Below are 13320 nucleotides of genomic sequence, written 5' to 3'. Positions count from 1 at the left end.
AGGACCGTCGGGCACGCCTCAGGTCCGTGGGGCACGCCTCAGGTCCGTGGGGCACGCCTCAGGTCCGTGGGGCGCGCTTGGGGACCGTCGAACGTGTCCGAGGCCACGTCCCCGCTCTTCCATTCCCTGACCACGGGCCGGGCGGAGTAGCGTCGACGGTGGCAGCCGCACCGGGCGCCACCGGCCGTCGTCAGAGACGGCCGGACGGAAGAAGACAATGGGGCCATGGGACGCGGCACACTCCGGATCTACCTGGGCGCGGCACCGGGCGTCGGCAAGACGTACGCGATGCTCTCCGAGGCCCACCGCAGGGTCGAGCGCGGCACCGACTGCGTGGTGGCCTTCGTCAACCACCACGGACGGCCCCGCACCGAGGCGCTGCTGCACGGGCTGGAGCAGGTCCGGCGCAGCGAGATCACCTACCGTTCGACCTGTGCCTCCGAGATGGATGTCGACGCCGTCCTGGAGCGCGCCCCCGCCGTCGCCCTGGTGGACGAGCTGGCCCACGCCAATCTGCCCGGCTCCCGCAACGCCAAGCGCTGGCAGGACGTCGAGGAGCTGCTGCGGGCCGGGATCGACGTCATATCGACGGTCAACATCCAGCACCTGGAGTCGCTGGGCGACGTCGTCGAGTCGATCACCGGCGTACGCCAGCAGGAGACCGTCCCCGACGAGGTGGTGCGCCGGGCCGACCAGATCGAGCTGGTCGACATGTCGCCCCAGGCGCTCCGCCGCCGGATGGCGCACGGCAACATCTACCAGCCCGACGAGCTGGACGCCGCCCTCTCCAACTACTTCCGCCCCGGCAACCTCACCGCCCTGCGCGAGCTGGCTCTCCTGTGGACGGCGGACCGGGTCGACGAGTACCTCCAGCAGTACCGGGGCGAGCACAACATCCGCACCCCCTGGCAGGCCCGCGAACGCATCGTCGTCGGCCTGACCGGCGGGCCCGAGGGCCGCACGCTCATCCGCCGCGCCTCCCGGATGGCCGCCAAGGGCTCCGGCAGCGAGATCCTGGCCGTCTACATCGCGCGCAGCGACGGGCTGACCTCCGCGTCGCCCAAGGAGCTCGCCGTCCAGCGCACCCTGGTCGAGGACGTCGGCGGAACGTTCCACCACGTCATCGGCGACGACGTGCCCGCCGCCCTCCTGGAGTTCGCCCGCGGCGTCAACGCCACCCAGATCGTGCTGGGCTCCAGCCGCCGCAAGACCTGGCAGTACATCTACGGCCCCGGGGTCGGCGCCACCGTCGCCCGGGAGTCCGGCCCCGACCTGGACGTCCACATCGTCACCCACGGTGAGGTCGCCAAGGGCCGGGGACTGCCGATCGCCCGTGGCGCCCGGCTCGGGCGGGCCCGGATCATCTGGGGCTGGCTCGTCGGCGTCGCCGGCTCGGTCCTGCTCTCCCTGCTGCTGCGGAGCCTGGAGAGCGGTCCCGGTCTCGCCAACGACGTCCTGCTCTTCCTCTTCCTGACGGTCGCCGCGGCCCTGCTCGGCGGACTGAGGCCCGCCCTCGCCTCGGCCGCCGTCGGCTCCATGCTCCTGAACTACTGGTTCACGCCGCCGACCCACACCCTGACCGTCCAGGACCCGGAGAACTTCGTCGCCATCGTGATCTTCTTCGCGGTGGCGGTGGCGGTCTCCTCGGTGGTGGACCTGGCGGCCCGGCGCACCCACCAGGCCGCCCGGCTGCGCGCCGAGTCGGAGATCCTCTCCTTCCTGGCGGGCAGCGTGCTGCGCGGCGAGACCGCCCTGGACGCCCTGCTGGAGCGGGTCCGCGAGACCTTCGCGATGGAGTCCGTCGCCCTGCTGGAGCGGGCCAGCGACGTCGACCCGTGGACCTGTGCCGGGTCCGTGGGGCCCGCCCCGGTCGCCCGGCCCGACGACGCCGACGTGGACATGCCCGTCGGCGACAACATCGCCCTCGCGCTCTCCGGCCGGGTGCTGCCCGCCGAGGACCGCCGGGTGCTCGGCGCGTTCGCCGCCCAGGCGGCCGTCGTCCTGGACCGGCAGCGGCTGGTCTGGGAGGCCGAGCAGGCCCGCAGGCTCGCCGAGGGCAACCGGATCAGGACCGCGCTGCTCGCCGCCGTCAGCCACGACCTGCGCACCCCGCTCGCCGCGATCAAGGCCGCCGTCAGCTCGCTGCGCTCCGACGATGTCGCCTGGTCCGAGGAGGACGAGGCCGAACTCCTCGAAGGCATCGAGGACGGCGCCGACCGGCTCGACCACCTGGTGGGCAACCTGCTGGACATGTCCCGTCTCCAGACCGGCACCGTGACCCCGCTGATCCGCGAGATCGACCTCGACGAGGTGGTGCCGATGGCGCTCGGCGGGGTCCCCGAGGGCAGTGTCGACCTGGACATCCCCGAGACGCTGCCCATGGTCGCGGTCGACCCCGGGCTGCTGGAGCGGGTCGTCGCCAACGTCGTCGAGAACGCCGTCAAGTACAGCCCCGGCGGGGAGCCCATCGCCGTGGCCGCCAGCGCGCTCGGCGAACGCGTGGAGCTGCGGGTCGTCGACCGGGGGCGCGGGGTCCCCGACGAGGCCAAGGAGCGGATCTTCGAGCCCTTCCAGCGGTACGGTGACGCCCCGCGCGGCGCCGGAGTGGGCCTCGGCCTCGCCGTCTCCCGGGGCTTCGCCGAGGCCATGGGCGGCACCCTGGACGCCGAGGACACCCCCGGCGGCGGGCTGACCATGGTCCTGACGCTCACCGCGGCACGGGGACGGCCCCGGACCGAGGCGGTCCTCCCCGCCGAGGTCACCTCATGACGGCCCCGCCCCACCCCCGCTCCCAGCTCAGCCCTCACAGCCCGTACACCCCGTTCAGCAGAAAGGCAGGTCCGCGATGACCCGGGTGCTTGTGGTCGACGACGAGCCGCAGATCGTACGCGCCCTCGTGATCAACCTGAAGGCCCGCCAGTACGAGGTCGACGCCGCGCCCGACGGGGCGACCGCCCTCCAGCTCGCCGCCGCCCTCCACCCCGACGTCGTCGTCCTCGACCTCGGGCTGCCCGACATGGACGGGGTCGAGGTGATCAAGGGCCTGCGCGGCTGGACCCGGGTCCCGATCCTCGTCCTCTCCGCGCGCCACACCTCCGACGAGAAGGTGGAGGCCCTGGACGCGGGCGCCGACGACTACGTCACCAAGCCGTTCGGCATGGACGAGCTGCTGGCCCGGCTGCGCGCCTCCGTACGCCGCTCGGAACCGATCGGGCAGGACGTCACCGAGGACGTGGCGATCGTCGAGACGGCCGGCTTCACCGTCGACCTGGCGGCGAAGAAGGTGCACCGCGCCGGGCGTGACGTACGGCTCACCCCCACGGAGTGGCACCTGCTGGAGGTGCTGGTCCGCAACGGCGGCCGCCTGGTCAGCCAGAAACAGCTCCTCCAGGAGGTCTGGGGCCCCTCCTACGGCACCGAGACCAACTATCTGCGGGTCTACATGGCCCAGCTGCGCCGCAAGCTGGAGACGGACCCCTCGCACCCCCGCCACTTCGTCACCGAGCCCGGCATGGGATACCGCTTCGAGCGCGGCTGAGACCCGGCCCGCCATCCTTTCGGGTGGTTCACCCGGGCCTCCTTACGGGCCACGCGGGACCGGTACCCTTCGGGTATGAGTGCTGTTCCCCGACGTGAGAAGGCCGGCAGGGCGGAGAGGCCGTCCGGCCGCTTCCGCCGTATGCTCGACCGGCTCTCCAGCTCCCAGGAGGACCTGGAGTCCGAGGAGCTGCGGGAGGACACCCAGGCCACCGGATGCACCCGGATATCCGAGTGCTCCGACCGGCAGATCGTGAAGGTGGCTGGTACGTTGCGGACCGTCACTCTCCGCCCCCGGGCCGGAGTGCCCGCCCTGGAGGCGGAGCTCTTCGACGGCACCGAGCCGCTGGACGTGGTCTGGCTCGGCCGGCGCTCGATCGTCGGCATAGAGCCCGGCCGCCGGATCATCGCCTCGGGCCGGGTCGCCATGAGCCACGGGCGCCGGGTGCTGTTCAACCCCACATACGAACTCCGACCGCTCGGCAAGGAGTAGCCGGTGACGTCTCTCGACAAGCCGACGTCCGAAACGGACCAGCCCCACCCCACCGGCCGGCAGGACGCCGGCGGGAAGCACGCCGCTCAGCAGGACGTCGCGTCGAAGGCGGTCACCGAAGCCGCCCTCTTCGAGGCCTTCGGCGGTGTGCGCGGCATGGTGGAGACAGTCCTGCCCGGGCTGCTCTTCGTCACGATCTTCACCATCAACAAGGACCTGCACGTCTCGGCCATCGCGGCACTCGCCGTGTCCCTGGCCCTGGTCGCCGTACGGCTGATCCGCCGGGACACCGTGAAGCACGCCTTCAGCGGTGTCTTCGGGGTGGCCTTCGGTGTCGTCTTCGCGATGATGACGGGCAACGCCAAGGACTTCTACCTGCCGGGCATGCTCTACACCCTGGGGCTGGCCACGGCCTACCTGGTCACCGCCGCCGCCGGGGTGCCGCTGATCGGACTGATCCTCGGCCCGGTCTTCAAGGAGAACCTCTCCTGGCGGACGCGTAACCCGGGCCGGAAGAAGGCGTACACCAAGGCCAGTTACGCCTGGGGCCTCATCCTGCTCGCCAAGTGCGCGATCCTCTTCCCGCTCTACTGGTGGGCCGACACCACCCAGTTCGGCTGGGTGCTGGTCGCGCTGAAGATCCCGCCGTTCCTGCTCGCGGTCTATCTGACCTGGGTCTTCCTCGCGAAGGCGCCGCCGCCCATCGACGTCTTCGCCGAGATGGAGGCCGAGGAGAAGGCCGCGGAGCAGGCCGAGAAGGACCGTAAGGCCCAGCAGGCCGCGGCAGCCCTCCGCAACCCGGAGGCGTAACACACGTAAAGGAAGGGCCCGTAACCGCTGGTGTGCGGCACGGGCCCTTCTTGTGTTCACGCGTCAGCCCTATGCCCACGCGTCAGCCTTACGTCTACGCGTCAGCCTTATGCCTGCGCGTCGGCCTTACGGCTACGCGTCAGCTGTCGGATGGCGGGTCGCGGCGGACCGACAGCAGGTCCTCCAACTGCTCCTCGCGCGCCTGGGCGGCCACGAACAGCAGCTCGTCACCGGCCTCCAGGGACTCCTCGGCGCTCGGTGTCAGCACCCGCGTCCCCCGGATGATGGTGACCAGCGAGGTGTCCTGGGGCCACGCCACCTGCCCGACCCGGGTGCCGGCCAGCGCCGACTCCGGCGGCAGCGTCAGCTCCACCAGGTTGGCGTCGCCGTGGCTGAAGCGCAGCAGCCGGACGAGATCGCCGACGCTCACCGCCTCCTCCACCAGGGCCGACATCAGCCGGGGGGTCGAGACCGCGACATCGACGCCCCAGGACTCGTTGAACAGCCACTCGTTCTTCGGGTGGTTGACCCGGGCCACCACCCGGGGGACGCCGTACTCGGTCTTCGCGAGCAGCGAGACGACCAGGTTCACCTTGTCGTCGCCCGTCGCCGCGATGACCACGTTGCACCGCTGCAGCGCCGCCTCGTCCAGCGAGGTGATCTCGCAGGCGTCCGCGAGCAGCCACTCCGCCGACGGGACCCGCTCCACCGAGATGGCGCTCGGCGCCTTGTCGATGAGCAGCACCTCGTGGCCGTTCTCCAGCAGCTCGGTGGCGATGGAACGGCCCACCGCGCCCGCCCCGGCAATCGACACACGCATCAGTGACCGCCCTCCTCGGGACCCTCGGCGAAGGCCTCTTCGACCTTGGCGATCTCATCCGTACGCATCATGACGTGCACCAGGTCACCCTCCTGAAGGACGGTCTGCGACGTCGGCAGTATGGCCTCGCCCAACCGGGTGAGGAAGGCGACGCGGACGCCGGTCTCCTCCTGGAGGGTGCTGATCCGGTGGCCGATCCAGGACGGCGTCGTGTGCACCTCGGCGAGCTGCACACCCCCGCTCGGATCGCGCCACAGCGGCTCCGCGCCCGAGGGCAGCAGCCGCCGCAGCATCTGGTCCGCCGTCCACCGCACCGTCGCCACGGTGGGGATGCCGAGCCGCTGGTAGACCTCGGCCCGCTTCGGGTCGTAGATGCGGGCCGCGACGTTCTCGATGGAGAACATCTCGCGGGCCACCCGGGCCGCGATGATGTTGGAGTTGTCGCCGCTGCTGACGGCCGCGAACGCCCCGGCGTCCTCGATACCCGCCTCGCGGAGGGTGTCCTGGTCGAAGCCGACCCCGGTGACCCGGCGACCGCCGAATCCGGAGCCGAGACGGCGGAACGCCGTGGGGTCCTGGTCGATCACCGCGACCGTGTGCCCCTGCTGCTCCAGGGTCTGCGCGAGAGCGGCTCCGACGCGCCCGCAGCCCATGATGACGATGTGCATGGTTGCGCCTACCCCGCCGTCCTGGTAGACCGGCTGACCTGCGAAAACACGCTGCTCACACTCTCTCTCGGCTTGCCGGGCAAACAACGGGGCAACGATCTCGGCGTTGCCCGGGACGAGCTTATGCCGCTGTGGGCCCGCTGTTTCCTCCGAGTGTGCGTTGCCCCGGACACATGGGCAAAGGGGGAGTAAAAGTGCTGGGCCGGGCGCAAGGATTCCGTCAAGGATTACGGCCGGATTCCGCTCCCACCGCAGGAGACGGGCGGGCCACGGCGCTCAGGCGTCCTCGACCGGTACGGGCTCCGCTTACGATCCTCACCGTGTCCAAACTGACCGACGTGCCCAAGAGGATCCTGATCGGCCGGGCGCTGCGCAGCGACAAGCTGGGGGAGACCCTCCTCCCCAAGCGCGTCGCGCTCCCCGTCTTCGCGTCCGACCCGCTGTCCTCGGTGGCGTACGCACCCGGAGAAGTCCTCCTCGTGCTGTCCATCGCGGGCGTGTCGGCGTACCACTTCAGCCCCTGGATCGCGCTGGCCGTCGTGGTCCTCATGTTCACGGTCGTCACCTCCTACCGGCAGAACGTCCGCGCCTACCCGAGCGGTGGCGGCGACTACGAGGTCGCCACCACCAACCTCGGTCCCAGGGCCGGACTGACCGTCGCCAGCGCCCTGCTGGTCGACTACGTGCTCACCGTGGCCGTGTCGGTCTCCGCCGGGGTGGAGAACCTGGGCTCCGCGATCCCCTTCGTCGTCGAGCACAAGACCCTCTGCGCCATCGGTGCGATCGTCCTGCTCGCCCTGATGAACCTGCGCGGGGTCAGGGAGTCGGGGAAGCTGTTCGCCGTCCCCACCTACCTCTTCGTCGCGGGCATCTTCCTCATGCTCCTGTGGGGCGCGTTCCGGGGCCTGGTCCTCGGGGAGACGATGCAGGCCCCGACTGCCGAGTTCGAGCTCAAGCCCGAGCACCAGGGCCTGGCCGGTTTCGCCCTTGTCTTCCTTCTCCTGCGGGCCTTCTCCTCCGGCTGCGCCGCCCTTACCGGGGTCGAGGCGATCAGCAACGGGGTGCCCGCCTTCCGCAAGCCGAAGAGCCGGAACGCGGCGACCACGCTGGCCATGATGGGCCTGCTCGCCGTCACCATGTTCTGCGGGATCATCGCCTTGGCCATGGCCACCGACGTCAAGATGGCCGAGAACCCGGCCCAGGACCTGATCCGCGACGGCGTCCCGGTCGGCGACGGCTACACCCAGCACCCGGTGATCGCCCAGGTCGCGGAGGCGGTCTTCGGCCACGGCTCGTTCCTCTTCATGGTGCTCGCCGTGGCCACCGCGCTGGTCCTCTTCCTGGCCGCGAACACCGCGTACAACGGCTTCCCGCTGCTCGGCTCGATCCTCGCCCAGGACCGCTACCTGCCGCGCCAGCTCCACACCCGCGGCGACCGGCTCGCCTTCTCCAACGGCATCGTGCTGCTGGCCGGCGCCGCTGTCCTGCTGGTCTGGATCTACGGCGCCGACACTACGCGCCTGATCCAGCTCTACATCGTGGGCGTCTTCGTCTCCTTCACCCTCAGCCAGACCGGCATGGTGAGGCACTGGAACCGCCACCTGGCCGCCGAACGGGACCCCGCCCGGCGCCGCCACATGATCCGCTCCCGCGCCATCAACGCCTTCGGCGCCTTCTTCACCGGCCTGGTCCTGGTCGTCGTCCTGGCCACCAAGTTCAGCCACGGCGCCTGGGTCGCCCTGCTCGGCATGGTGATCTTCTACGGCACGATGACCGCGATCCGGAAGCACTACGACCGGGTCGCCGCCGAGATCGCGGCGGACGACGCCTCCCCGGACGAGAGCGTCCGCCCCTCCCGCGTCCACGCGATCGTCCTGGTCTCCAAGCTCCACCGGCCGACCCTGCGCGCCCTCGCCTACGCCCAGCTGATCCGCGCCGACCACCTGGAGGCGCTCTCCATCAGCGTCGACCCGGCCGAGACGAAGGCGCTGCGCGAGGACTGGGAGCGGCGCGGCGTCAACGTACCGCTCAAGATCCTCGACTCGCCCTACCGCGAGGTGACCCGCCCGGTCATCGAGTACGTGAAGGGCCTGCGCCGCCGGAGCCCGCGTGATGTGGTCAGCGTCTACATCCCGGAGTACGTGGTCGGCCACTGGTACGAGCACCTGCTCCACAACCAGAGCGCCCTGCGGCTCAAGGGCCGCCTGCTCTTCACCCCCGGCGTGATGGTCACCTCCGTCCCGTACCAGCTCCAGTCCTCCGAGGCGGCCAAGAAGCGGGCCCGGAAGCGGGCGGAGTGGAGCGCTCCGGGTTCGGTGCGGCGGGGCCCGGTGGAGCGCAGGCCCAAGGAGCCGAACCGGAAGGGGTGAGAGGCGTGGCGGGGGCGGCTCGTGGTGAGCGCCCCGACGGCACGCACGTAGACTGGTGGGCTGTTGTCCGGCCGCGTTCCCGCCTCACCCCCTTCCTCCCTGGAGCCTCCCCTCATGCAGAACGAACCCACGTCGTCGCTGATCGGGGAGGAGTACGAGGTCGAGGTCGGGCCCGTCGCACACGGCGGCCACTGCATCGCCCGTACGGCGGAGAACCAGGTCCTCTTCGTACGCCACACGCTCCCCGGCGAGAAGATCATCGCGAAGGTCACCGACGGCGACGCGGACTCCCGCTTCCTGCGGGCCGACGCGGTACGGATCCTGGAGCCGTCCAAGGACCGGGTCGAGGCCCCCTGCCCGTACGCCGGCCCCGGCATGTGCGGCGGCTGCGACTGGCAGCACGCCAAGCCCGGCGCCCAGCGCCGCCTCAAGGGCGAGGTGATCGCCGAGCAGCTCCAGCGCCTGGCGGGCCTGACGCCCGAGGAGGCCGGCTGGGACGGCACGGTCATGCCCGCCGAGGGCGACAAGCTCCCGCCCGGTGAGGTCCCGGCCTGGCGCACCCGCGTCCAGTACGCGATCGACGCCGACGGCCGGGCGGGCCTGCGCAAGCACCGCTCGCACGACGTCCAGCCGGTCGACCACTGCCTGATCGCCGCCCCCGGGGTCTCCGAACTCGGCGTCGAGAAGCGCGAGTGGCCGCAGATCTCCGCCGTCGAGGCGATCACCGCCACCGGCTCGAACGACCGCCAGGTCATCCTGACTCCCCGGCCCGGCGGCCGGCTCCCCCTGGTCGAGCTGGACAAGCCGGTCTCCGTACTCCGCGTCGAGGAGAAGGACGGCGGCGTCCACCGCGTCCACGGCCGAGCCTTCGTCCGCGAACGCGCCGACGACCGCACCTACCGCGTGGGCTCCGGCGGCTTCTGGCAGGTCCACCCGCAGGCGGCCAACACCCTGGTCCGCGCGGTCATGCAGGGCCTCCTGCCCCGCAAGAACGACACGGCCCTCGACCTCTACTGCGGCGTCGGCCTCTTCGCCGGAGCCATCGGCCAGCGCATCGGCGAGAAGGGCGCGGTGCTCGGCATCGAGTCCGGCAAGCGCGCGGTCGAGGACGCCCGCCACAACCTGAAGGACCTGGACCGCGTCCGCATCGAACACGGCAAGGTCGACCAGGTCCTGCCCCGCACCGGCATCACGGAGTGCGACCTGATCGTCCTGGACCCACCGCGCGCGGGCGCGGGCAAGCAGGTGGTCAAGCACCTGTCGGCCCTGGGCGCCCGCAAGATCGCCTACGTCGCCTGCGACCCGGCGGCCCTGGCCCGGGACCTGGCGTACTTTGCGGAGGGCGGGTACAAGGTGCGGACGCTGCGGGCGTTCGATCTGTTCCCGATGACGCATCATGTGGAGTGCGTGGCGATTTTGGAGCCGGTGAAGAAGGACGCCTGACCTGGGGTTTTGCGGGTGGGTTATATATGCGGTGTGGGCGTTACGGGCGATATTCCGACGCTGAAACGACGCCCGTGACGCTCGTTCTGATGGCGGCCTCCCGGGCGGCGGATTCGGCGGGTGGGCACGGTGGTGCCTTCCACCGTGCCCACCCGCACTCACCGCGTGTCTCCTCCCCGGCGCAGGCGCCCCGGCGGCGGGACGCGTGCCTGCGCGGTCGTGGCCACATGGGTGCCCGACCCCCTGATACTGATCAGGAGCCCCTCGGCCGTCGGCATCTTGAGGATTGCGGACACGACGTCGGCGGTGACATTCGCTTCCTCCACGAGCCGCGCACGGGTCGGAATCTGCGTACTGGGCAGCCAGGTGCCTTGGACGATGCGTCGCCTTGAGCGCCGGGCCAGTTGGTGAGCGTGCGAGGCGGGCAGGGGTGGGACGGGCCGCTCGGTGTCGGCCTTCTCGCGCATCGCCCGTACGACGGCGACGAGTGTTCCCCCAGGGCCCGCGAGGGCGGCTTGAGCACGACGATCGCCTCGCCCTCGCCGCGTTCCCGCGACCGCGTGCGGAGTTCGCGCCGCCGGGCCCGAACGGTCCAGCAGCAGGGAGTAGTCGTGGGACGCGGCCTCGACGAGGCGGCCTCTCGCGGGGAGATACCGAAGAACTCCGCATCGAATTGCTCGACGCCCCTCCAGGAATCCGCCGAGCCGCGCACTGCGGAGCTGCTTCAGCACGGTCCTGGGGCACGCGAAGTGAACTGCGTCTGACCGACTGCCGCATATGCTGATCCTGACCCGGACGACGCTGCCATGCCGCCCCCCGCTCTGGGCAAGGGTTGGCGGACCGCAAAGGGAAGAGTTTCAGCCAGTTGCACAGGTTGCCGGAAAAATCATGCCAAGAACTTAAATATGCCATATTCTCTCGCTCTCTGACCCTTCGGGCTCTGCTTCATGAGGAAGTGTTTGTCCGAATTCAGGCAGCAGGGGCGGGCGGAGCCTTGGGGGTAAGGGGAGGGTGAGCGAATTGAGCGAAGTGAGAAATCGACATGTTGGCCTTATTGCTGCCTTGGCGGCAGTGGCGCTCATCGCGGATCTGGTCACCAAGCAGATTGCTTTGGCGAATTTCTCCCTTGCGGAGCCGGTAAGTATCCTCGGTGGGTTCCTGAAGTTCACCCGAGTTTCCAACTCGGGGGCCGCCTTCTCCCTCGGTGAAGACGCGACATGGCTGTTCAGTGCGGCTAAAATCGTCGTCATCATCGTTATTCTCTGGATTTCCCGCCGTGTACGTGTCCCCATCTGGGCCGTGATCTTCGGTCTTCTGGTAGGTGGCGCGTCTGGAAACCTGGTGGACCGCGTATTCCGCCCGCCGTCTCCCTTCCAGGGGGCAGTCATCGACTGGATCCAGCTTCCCAACTGGCCCGTTTTCAACATCGCCGACATGGCCGTGGTCTGCGGTGGCGCGCTGGCGGTATGGGCCAGCTTCCGTGGTATCAACCTGGACGGCTCCATCGAGACGAAGTCGGCCGAGGAGGAGAAAAAGGGCTGACCCAAGCCCAGCGGGTACCCCCAGACCGAAGACCAGCCCGCCGCTGCTGCACCACTACAAGGGACATGACCCACGTCCGGTGGGCGAGGGCCCGCCGAGGTCTCTTTGATCCTGATGAATCGTCCATTGCCTGACTTGCACGCAGGCCTCCGTTGAAGCGTCCGAACCCGGCATGGTCACCGTCCCCCCATGCGGACACAACGAGCTGGGGCTGCGCGGACTGAGCCTGAGGGGGGTGCGAAGGGGCACGTTCGAACCTCTCGAACTGGCCGGTTCGCGAGCATCCGGTATGCCTGGCAATGGCCTCTTGATCGTTCCTACGGGCATACGCCCCGGCCGCCCTGGACGTGTATGCGGGAGGCGGCCTACGTTCACCGGATGACTGGGACATCACGGTGGTACCGGGGTCTGTCCGACGCGCTGGCAGCTATCGGATTCGCACTCTTTCCACAGGTCGCGGTGGTGCAGGAGGCATTCGCGGGTGGGGCGGACGAAGGAGCGGTGTGGGCGGTGGCCCTCCCCGCGGCGCTGCCGCTCACGGTCCGTCGACTGTGGCCGGTGCCGGTGTTCAGCGTGGTCTTCGCCGCTGCTTGCTGGGGTTTGTCCACGGGGGTCGGGCCGGTCGGGTTTCCCGCGGCGGCGTGGGCGTTGTACGCGGTGGCAGCAGCACGAGGCCGTTCGCGGCTGTCGGCTGCCCTCGTCGGAGGGACATGCCTGGCGGTCGCAGCCGTGTTGACGCTGACGGGAGGTCACGGATTCGCCGGTAGTGCGGTGGTGACGCACATGGTGTTCGCACTTCTGCTGCTCGGCGTCGCCTGGGCGGCGGGGACGGCGGTGCGCGAGCGGCGGGAGGGCGTTCGCCGGGAGGTCGCGGCGGCGGCGGAGCGGGCGAAGATCGAGGAACGGCTGCGCATCGCCCGGGACATCCACGACGTGGTCTCGCACAGTGTGGGGCTGATCGCGGTCAAGGCCTCGATCGCCAACCATGTGCTTCTCACGCGCCCGGAGGAGGCGAAGAAAGCATTGGCGGCGATCGAGGAGGTGAGCCGCGGGGCGCTGCGCGACCTGCGGTCCACGCTGACGGTGCTGCGCAAGGACGACGCGCACAGCCGGACCGGCGACGACTCGCTCCGGCCGGCGCGGGGCTTGGCCGATGTGCCCGAGTTAGTACGGTCGGCAGAGGAGGCAGGTGTGCGGGTGGTCCTCGACTCCCGGTGCACAGGGGCGGTTACCGAGGGGGTGGCACTGTCCGTGTTCCGGATTGTCCAGGAGGCGTTGGCCAACGTGGTGCGGCACGCTGCCCCGACCCGGTGCCGGATGACACTGGTGACGGAGGACGGGGTCCTGCGGGTCGAGATCGTTGACGAGGGGCCCTTGCCGTCGGGCGCCGCACCAGCAGTCGGCCGGGGCACTGGGCCCGCATCCGTATCCGGAGCCGGGATGGGCTTGGTCGGTATGGCTGAAAGAGTCGCAGCTCACGGCGGCACGCTGCACACCGGACCCACCGTGCACGGCGGTTTCGAGGTGCGGGCCACGCTGCCGTGCTGAGCTGTCGAGCCGGCCGGGGTGTCGAAAGTGGGGTGCAGGTACCAGGCCGGGGCGCACGGAGAGTTTTAAAGAGAAGGGACCAATGGGGCG

General features: G+C 70.2%; 11 protein-coding genes. 8 read left to right on the top strand and 3 right to left on the bottom strand.

From position 1 onward, the window contains the following. The first annotated feature begins 225 nt into the window (after positions 1-225). The 4 genes from ACFW9Z_RS22415 (at position 226) to ACFW9Z_RS22400 (ending at position 4840) form a co-directional block, all read left to right on the top strand. Positions 226-2769, top strand: coding sequence for a DUF4118 domain-containing protein (locus ACFW9Z_RS22415; RefSeq protein WP_384643712.1), 2544 nt, complete (start codon positions 226-228; stop codon positions 2767-2769). 76 nt (positions 2770-2845) lie between these two features. Beyond that, complete coding sequence (locus tag ACFW9Z_RS22410; protein ID WP_384643710.1) at positions 2846-3538, top strand: response regulator; 693 nt, start codon at positions 2846-2848, stop codon at positions 3536-3538. A gap of 75 nt (positions 3539-3613) precedes the next feature. After that, positions 3614-4030: an OB-fold nucleic acid binding domain-containing protein gene (locus tag ACFW9Z_RS22405; protein ID WP_384643709.1), complete on the top strand. Its 417-nt coding sequence runs from the start codon at positions 3614-3616 to the stop codon at positions 4028-4030. 3 nt (positions 4031-4033) lie between these two features. Beyond that, complete coding sequence (locus ACFW9Z_RS22400; protein ID WP_384643707.1) at positions 4034-4840, top strand: DUF3159 domain-containing protein; 807 nt, start codon at positions 4034-4036, stop codon at positions 4838-4840. Between the two features lie 139 nt (positions 4841-4979). Here the strand turns inward: ACFW9Z_RS22400 and ACFW9Z_RS22395 are convergent, their stop codons facing one another. Then, a complete protein-coding gene (locus ACFW9Z_RS22395; RefSeq protein ID WP_384643705.1) occupies positions 4980-5660 on the bottom strand; it encodes a potassium channel family protein in 681 nt (226 codons plus the stop codon). Beyond that, complete coding sequence (locus ACFW9Z_RS22390; RefSeq protein WP_364788335.1) at positions 5660-6328, bottom strand: TrkA family potassium uptake protein; 669 nt, start codon at positions 6326-6328, stop codon at positions 5660-5662. Before ACFW9Z_RS22390 ends, ACFW9Z_RS22395 begins: the two co-directional genes overlap by 1 nt. Before the next feature lie 320 nt (positions 6329-6648). Between ACFW9Z_RS22390 and ACFW9Z_RS22385 the strand changes: the two genes are divergently transcribed. Both ACFW9Z_RS22385 and ACFW9Z_RS22380 read left to right on the top strand, forming a co-directional pair. Continuing rightward, on the top strand, positions 6649-8697 hold the full coding sequence (locus ACFW9Z_RS22385; protein WP_384643704.1) for an APC family permease: 2049 nt from the start codon (positions 6649-6651) through the stop codon (positions 8695-8697). 114 nt (positions 8698-8811) lie between these two features. Further along, a complete protein-coding gene (locus ACFW9Z_RS22380; RefSeq protein WP_384643700.1) occupies positions 8812-10140 on the top strand; it encodes a class I SAM-dependent RNA methyltransferase in 1329 nt (442 codons plus the stop codon). 158 nt (positions 10141-10298) lie between these two features. Here ACFW9Z_RS22380 and ACFW9Z_RS22375 read toward each other — a convergent pair whose 3' ends face one another. Next, a complete protein-coding gene (locus ACFW9Z_RS22375) occupies positions 10299-10607 on the bottom strand; it encodes a GntR family transcriptional regulator (protein WP_384643697.1) in 309 nt (102 codons plus the stop codon). Positions 10608-11151: 544 nt separating this feature from the next. On the opposite strand from ACFW9Z_RS22375, the gene lspA reads away from it, so the two are divergent. Both lspA and ACFW9Z_RS22365 read left to right on the top strand, forming a co-directional pair. Continuing rightward, entirely contained in the window at positions 11152-11682 is a 531-nt protein-coding gene (gene lspA, locus ACFW9Z_RS22370; RefSeq protein ID WP_384643694.1) for a signal peptidase II, read from the top strand. A gap of 783 nt (positions 11683-12465) precedes the next feature. Then, on the top strand, positions 12466-13230 hold the full coding sequence (locus ACFW9Z_RS22365; protein ID WP_384643692.1) for a sensor histidine kinase: 765 nt from the start codon (positions 12466-12468) through the stop codon (positions 13228-13230). The last annotated feature ends 90 nt before the right edge of the window (positions 13231-13320 follow it).

The organism is Streptomyces sp. NPDC059452 (genome assembly GCF_042750035.1).
Taxonomy (GTDB): Bacteria; Actinomycetota; Actinomycetes; order Streptomycetales; family Streptomycetaceae; genus Streptomyces.
The sequence above is the reverse complement of the archived record's forward strand: the minus strand, read 5'-3'. Positions and strand labels throughout refer to the sequence as shown.